Source organism: Enterococcus sp. RTP21361st1_A6_RTP21361_211029 (assembly GCF_040910045.1).
GTDB lineage: Bacteria > Bacillota > Bacilli > Lactobacillales > Enterococcaceae > Enterococcus_D > Enterococcus_D gallinarum.
The window spans coordinates 1-6,233 of the sequence record NZ_JBDGBK010000131.1 but is presented as its reverse complement, the minus strand read 5'-3'; the positions used below and the strand labels follow the sequence as shown (position 1 = coordinate 6,233).

General features: G+C 28.8%; 6 protein-coding genes and 2 pseudogenes. 7 read left to right on the top strand and 1 reads right to left on the bottom strand.

The window, feature by feature from the left end; all coding sequences use genetic code 11:
• Nucleotides 1–70 precede the first annotated feature (70 nt).
• A pseudogene (locus AB5Z52_RS15720) lies at nt 71–403 on the bottom strand (plasmid mobilization relaxosome protein MobC).
• 249 nt (nt 404–652) lie between these two features.
• Here AB5Z52_RS15720 and AB5Z52_RS15715 point away from each other — a divergent pair.
• The 7 genes and pseudogenes from AB5Z52_RS15715 to AB5Z52_RS15685 all read left to right on the top strand — a co-directional run bounded on the left by AB5Z52_RS15715 (nt 653) and on the right by AB5Z52_RS15685 (nt 6,062).
• Nucleotides 653–1,195: a hypothetical protein gene (locus AB5Z52_RS15715; protein WP_002298088.1), complete on the top strand. Its 543-nt coding sequence runs from the start codon at nt 653–655 to the stop codon at nt 1,193–1,195.
• A gap of 155 nt (nt 1,196–1,350) precedes the next feature.
• The gene (locus tag AB5Z52_RS15710) at nt 1,351–1,803 is read left to right on the top strand and encodes a TlpA disulfide reductase family protein (RefSeq protein WP_238696197.1); all 453 of its coding nucleotides are present in this window, start codon (nt 1,351–1,353) and stop codon (nt 1,801–1,803) included.
• Nucleotides 1,788–1,835: a CD1871A family CXXC motif-containing protein gene (locus tag AB5Z52_RS15705; protein ID WP_256278187.1), complete on the top strand. Its 48-nt coding sequence runs from the start codon at nt 1,788–1,790 to the stop codon at nt 1,833–1,835. The genes AB5Z52_RS15710 and AB5Z52_RS15705 overlap by 16 nt, the downstream gene beginning before the upstream one ends.
• Nucleotides 1,828–2,724, top strand: a pseudogene (locus AB5Z52_RS15700) (4Fe-4S binding protein). Before AB5Z52_RS15705 ends, AB5Z52_RS15700 begins: the two are co-directional and overlap by 8 nt.
• Nucleotides 2,725–2,742: 18 nt before the next feature.
• The gene (locus AB5Z52_RS15695; protein ID WP_002301194.1) at nt 2,743–4,020 is read left to right on the top strand and encodes an ABC transporter permease; all 1,278 of its coding nucleotides are present in this window, start codon (nt 2,743–2,745) and stop codon (nt 4,018–4,020) included.
• Nucleotides 4,021–4,029: 9 nt separating this feature from the next.
• Nucleotides 4,030–4,686: an ABC transporter ATP-binding protein gene (locus tag AB5Z52_RS15690; RefSeq protein ID WP_002298083.1), complete on the top strand. Its 657-nt coding sequence runs from the start codon at nt 4,030–4,032 to the stop codon at nt 4,684–4,686.
• A complete protein-coding gene (locus tag AB5Z52_RS15685; protein WP_137264882.1) occupies nt 4,686–6,062 on the top strand; it encodes an ABC transporter permease in 1,377 nt (458 codons plus the stop codon). The genes AB5Z52_RS15690 and AB5Z52_RS15685 overlap by 1 nt, the downstream gene beginning before the upstream one ends.
• Nucleotides 6,063–6,233 lie beyond the last annotated feature (171 nt).

Below are 6,233 nucleotides of genomic sequence, written 5' to 3'. Positions count from 1 at the left end.
ATTAACAATTCCTCCAGTGTGTTTTCTTATATTTTACACACCTTATTTTTATTGTCTAGTTCAGTGTAACCTATCCAAGAAGCAGAGAATGTATTTGCCACAACTCTTTTGAGAAATATTCAATCTGCTTTTTCATATCATTTATATCGTCCTTATAGATTATGCCGGTGGAATTCACACGCTTTGCAATCTGATTTATGCTGCTGGTAGCATTGGAAAGGAAACCCTGTAAATCTCTAAACGGCTCTAAATCCACTTAATATATTTCTTTTTCTAAAACACACTTGCGGATGAAATGGCTCATATTTTTACATTTCGCAAGTTTTCTTTTCTCCTCAAAAAGAGCCTTTTCTTCTTCTGTTAATTTAATTTCAAGCCTTTCATTTCGTATTCTATTTGCTATAGGTAATCCTCCTTTGAATGTATTTCGGGGTCTTAGGGTACACCCTAACAAGTTAAAAATTGATAAAAAAAGAAGCAGATCCCAAAGGGCTGCCTCATCAATTTTTTCGTAAGTGTCCGTACACTTACTGTGCTTGCTCATATACTAATCGTGTAAGAACAACTTTAAGCATAATACTTATACTGTTATACCATAGTTTGGAAAAATAAAAAATTATATTTCATCAACGTTTCATAAAAGGTGTGTAGAATGTTATTGAAAGTAGCTATAAAATGCTATTGTGTAAAAAATAAAGGAGGAATAATTTATGAAAAAATAGTACCAAGAGGAGCATGCCTATTACTTGCATTATGTTTGAGCTTAAGCGCAGTTGGGTGTCAAAAAAGTAATGAAAACAATAAAATAAAAGAAGGACAATCCATAAGTTCTGAAGAGGAAGGCATGTCAATTAATGCAAATGGCAAAAATGAAACTTTTAAGCCATCAGATTATACATTGGAGGCAAAGAAAGAATATGTTTATGAATATTTAGGGCTTAAATTTAAACTCTCAGACAAATTTAGAAATTATATAGCTGATAAAAAGATAGCGATGTTAGATGATCAAAGTCCTATAGATAAAGAACTAAAGTATGCTATTTTGACATTTGAAAAAATGACAGAAGAACAAAAGAATGCAGTTATAGAAAAGATGGGCGATGGATATAAAAATTGGCAAAATGAGCTTGAAAGAATTGGGACTATTGGTATATTTGAAAAAAATACATCAGAAGAAAAAAATCTAAAATTATAAAATGTGATACTCATACTAAAATAGGAGTTTCAAGTGATGGAAAATACGATTGCTATTTAAGCACAAATAGCGGAGCTGAAAGTAATCTTCTGGATGAATTAAAAAGAACTGAGATTCAAATTATAGATAAAAAAGAACGTCCTAAAAATGGTTTTGTGCTATCAGAAAAAACTGATTTAGAAAATACAGAAGCATTTAACAAAGAATCGGTTAAAGATTTACGTAAACTATCAACAAAGGACATAAATGGCAAGGATTTTACAAGTAAAGATTTTGAGAAGTATGATCTTACTATGGTAAATGTATTTGCAACTTGGTGTACAGCTTGTGTAAAGGAAATTCCTGATTTGGTTGAGGTTCAGAATGAAATGAAAAGCAAGGGTGTAAATATCGTTGGAGTTGTTACAGATCCTGTTGATGATAACGGTGAAAACAAGGAAGCAATTGAAAAGTCAAAGTTAATACATGAAAAGACAAAGGCTTCATATCCTTTCTTAATGCCAGATAAGACAAACTTTAATGGTAGATTGAATGGTATACAGGCTATGCCAGAGACTTTCTTTGTTGATAGTAATGGAGAAACTAAGTTGTCTTGGATAAGGCGATAAGAATTTGTATGGAGTGTATTGGAATTGGATAGAATTAAAAATATTATAAATGGTAGTACAAAAAAAGATAAATATAAAATAAGAGATCGTTTTAAGCATTTATTTCAATCCGTTTGGTTTTTAATTGCTAATTCTTACTTTGAAGGCTTTAAGACTGGTAAAATCTACGGGGGGAATTTAAAGAAAATTTGTGTTCCGGGTATAAATTGTTATTTATGCCCGGGAGCAAAAGGTTCTTGTCCAATAGGATCACTACAGGCAGTAATTGGAAATTCAAAATATAAGATTAGTTATTTTATTATATAGTTGGGATTTTGTTTTTTATAGGAGCATTGGTGGGAAGATTTGTTTGTGGATGGCTGTGTCCATTTGGATTGATTCAAGATTTGCTACACAAGATTCCCTTTTTTAAAAAAGTTGAAACATTTAAGTTTGATAAACATTTGAGAAAATTGAAATACATAATATTACTTGTATTTTTCATTAATATTCCCTTTATTTTTGGTTGATATTTTAGGTCAGGGTTCTCCGTATTTTTGTAAACTTATTTGTCCGATTGGTATGCTGGAAGGAGGATTACCACTTGTTTTATTAAATAAAAGTATGAGAAGTGCGATAGGTTTCTTGTATTATTGGAAAGGAATCATTCTAATAGTTACTTTGTTACTTTCTATAATTATATATAGACCTTTTTGTAAATATATATATCCACTTGGAGCTATTTACTCAATTTTTAACCCTATTTCAATATTTAGATATAGATTGGATAAGGATAAGTGTATTAATTGTGGAAAATGTAAAAAAGTTTGCCAAATGAATAAAGATTCAGTTGAGAATTGCAATCATCTGGAGTGTATCAGATGTGGACGATGTAAAAATGCTTGTCCGGTGGATGCAATTAGTTATGGAGTAAGAAAATAGAGAGGAGTAGTTAGGAAAGTGATAAAAAATGCTATAGCATATATTACAAGAAAGAAAAATAGAACTTTAATAATTTTTATCATATTAACTATAGTTCTTTCTTGCTTGTATTCTTGTTTAACAATAATGAAATCAAGCAATGAAATAGAAAAGGCTTTATATGAAAGTTCTAATTCTTCAATATCAATAACAAAAAAAGATGGTAAATATTTTAATGTTAATCAATTTAAAGATATTGAAAAATTAAAAGAAATTGAAGAAAAAATAATTCAATATGATGGATTAGCAAAACTAAAAGATGCTAAAGTAGTTAGCGGAGAACAAAGAATAAATAGAGAAGATTTATCTGACGAATTTAAGAATGTTGTTTCACTCGAAGCTACAAATAATACTAAAAGAAATATTTTATTTAGTAGTGGAGTATTTACAATTAAAGAAGGTAAAAATATAGAAGAAAATGATAAGAATTCAATTATTGTTCATGAAGAATTTGCTAAACAAAACAATCTAAAATTAGGTGATGAAGTTGATCTTGAATTACTAGATATTGAAAAAAGTGGAAAAATAAAAAGTCATAAATTTAAAATTATAGGGATCTTTTCTGGTAAAAAACAGGAAACATATACAGGATTATCTTCTGATTTTAGTGAAAATATGGTGTTTGTAGATTATTCAACAAGCCAAGAGATATTAAACAATTCAGAAAATAATGAAATTGCAAATAAAATTTTAATGTATTCTGGTAGTGCAGAATCTACAGACTTAGCCTTAAACAAATTGAAAGAGCTTAAAATTGATGAGTCAAAGTATTTTGTTGAAAAAGATTCTAATGCGTTTGAAGAGTCTTTAGAGTCAGTGAGTGGAATAAAATATATAATAAAAGTAATGACTTATTCTATTATGTTAGGTGGGATGGTTGTTCTTTCATTAATCTTGATTCTATGGTTAAGGGAAAGAATTTATGAAATAGGTATATTTTTATCTATTGGAACATCTAAGATACAAATTATAATGCAATTTATATTCGAGTTAATATTCATATCGATACCAAGTATAATATCTTCCTTATTTTTAGGAAATGTATTACTAAAAGTAATTGTAGATGGATTCATTAACTCAGAGGATTCAATGATTTCCGGTGGAAGTTTAATAAATAATAGTAGTTTTATGTCAAATATAACAACACTTGGACAAAGTTATTTAATATTAATAAGTATTATTGTTTTATCAGTTGTATTTGCTTCTTCATTAATGTTAATCAAGAAGCCTAAAGAAATCTTATCAAAAATAAGTTAGGAGAAAATAATGGATATATTAGAAATAAAGAATGTAGCATATAGTTATGCAAATTCTAAAGAAAAAGTTTTGTCAGGAGTAAATCAAAAATTTGAACTTGGGAAGTTTTATGCGATAGTAGGAAAGTCAGGAACAGGAAAATCTACACTTCTTTCCTTACTTGCTGGACTTGATAAACCTCAAACAGGAAAAATATTGTTTAAGAATGAAGATATACAAAATAAAGGATATAGTAATCATAGAAAAAATAATATATCTTTAGTATTTCAAAACTATAATTTAATAGATTATTTATCACCAATTGAAAATATTAGATTAGTAAATAAATCAGCAGATGAAAGTATCTTGTTTGAACTAGGTTTAGATAAAAAACAAATAAAAAGAAATGTTATGAAATTATCTGGTGGACAGCAACAAAGAGTAGCTATTGCTAGAGCATTGGTATCAGATGCTCCAATAATACTAGCTGATGAGCCTACTGGTAATCTAGACAGTGTTACTGCTGGAGAAATAATTAATATATTAAAGACATTAGCTAAAGATAGAAATAAATGTGTAATAGTTGTAACACATAGTAAGGAAGTAGCAGATTCTGCGGATATCATTTTAGAACTAAGTGGTAAAAAGTTGAAAAAAGTAAATAAAATGAATTTGGAGGTTGAATAATGATAAAAAATGCATTTGCTTATGTAACTAGAAAAAGTTTAAAATCATTAATTATCATATTAGTTATTTTATCTATGTCAACTTTAAGTCTCATTAGTTTATCTATTAAAGATGCTACGGACAGAGCTTCAAAAGAAACATTTACTAATATAACAAATAGTTTTTCTATGGAGATAAATAGACAAGTAAATCCAGGAACACCTAGAGGTGGGGGAAATGTAAAAGGTGAAGATATTAAAAAGATATCTCAAACAGATAGTATAGACTCCTATGTAAAAAGAATAAACAGTGTTGCAGATTTAGTTGATTATGATATTATTGAAACTCAAGAGACTCTTGCGAATCAATCACCTGAAAGAGCAAAGAATTTTAAAAGAACAGTTATGTTAACTGGGGTTAACGATTCAACAAAAGAAACAAAATTTGTATCAGAAGCATATAAATTAGTAGAAGGAAAGCATTTAGAAAATGAAGATAAAAATAAAATCTTAATGCATAAAGATTTAGCTGAAAAAAATAATCTTAAAGTTGGAGATAAGATAAAAATAAAATCTAATTTATTTGATGCTGATAATGAGAAAGGTGCAGATGAAACAGTAGAAGTAGAAATTAAAGGTCTATTCGATGGGCATAATAGCGGTGGAGTAAGTGCAGCACAAGAACTATACGAAAATACATTAATCACTGATGTTCATACAGCTGCTAAAGTTTATGGTAATACCGAAGATACAGCTGTATACCAAGATGCAACATTCTTTGTAAAAGGTGATAAGAATCTTGATAGTGTAATAAAAGATCTTGGGAAATTAGATATAAATTGGAGAGAATATAATTTGATTAAAAGTTCATCAAATTACCCTGCATTACAACAATCTATATCAGGTATTTACTCAATTTCAAATAAATTATTCTTTGGCTCATTAATATTTGCAGGAGTTGTAGTTTCATTATTATTATTCTTATGGATGAATGCTAGAAAGAAAGAAATAGCAGTATTACTATCATTAGGTATATCAAAATTAGAAATTTTTGGTCAATTCCTAATTGAGATGGTATTTATATCAATCCCCGCATTCGTTGGTTCCTATTTCTTAGCTCAATATACAGCTGACAAGCTTGGGAATAATATATTGAATAAGGTTACTGGTGATATAGCTAAACAAATAGCTAAACAAGCTGCATCTAGCCAATTAGGTGGTGGGGCAGAAGCTGAAGGATTTAACAAGACATTATCAAGTTTAGATATCAATGTATTACCTAAATTCATGATTTATGTAGTTATATTTATGAGTTTAGTACTTCTTGTATCATTGATTATTTCTTCATTCAATATATTAAGAAGGAATCCAAAAGAATTATTAATTGACAATAATTAAGATTTTCGGTGCTTTTTAGCACCAAAAATGAGGGTGTAATATAAACCGTGTAAGTAACCATCAATCCTAGGCGGGTGGTTGCTTCACGGTTTTTATTGGCTCTTTGTCAATAAGGACTGATGGGTTGTACAAAATCAAATCTGGGTCAGAATGAACCTCATTCTGGCTCAG

Coding starts and splice junctions, on each gene's coding strand:
- AB5Z52_RS15715 (WP_002298088.1), top strand. CDS start 653: ATGTTATTGAAAGTAGCTATAAAATGCTATTGTGTAAAAAATAAAGGA.
- AB5Z52_RS15690 (WP_002298083.1), top strand. CDS start 4,030: ATGGATATATTAGAAATAAAGAATGTAGCATATAGTTATGCAAATTCT.
- AB5Z52_RS15685 (WP_137264882.1), top strand. CDS start 4,686: ATGATAAAAAATGCATTTGCTTATGTAACTAGAAAAAGTTTAAAATCA.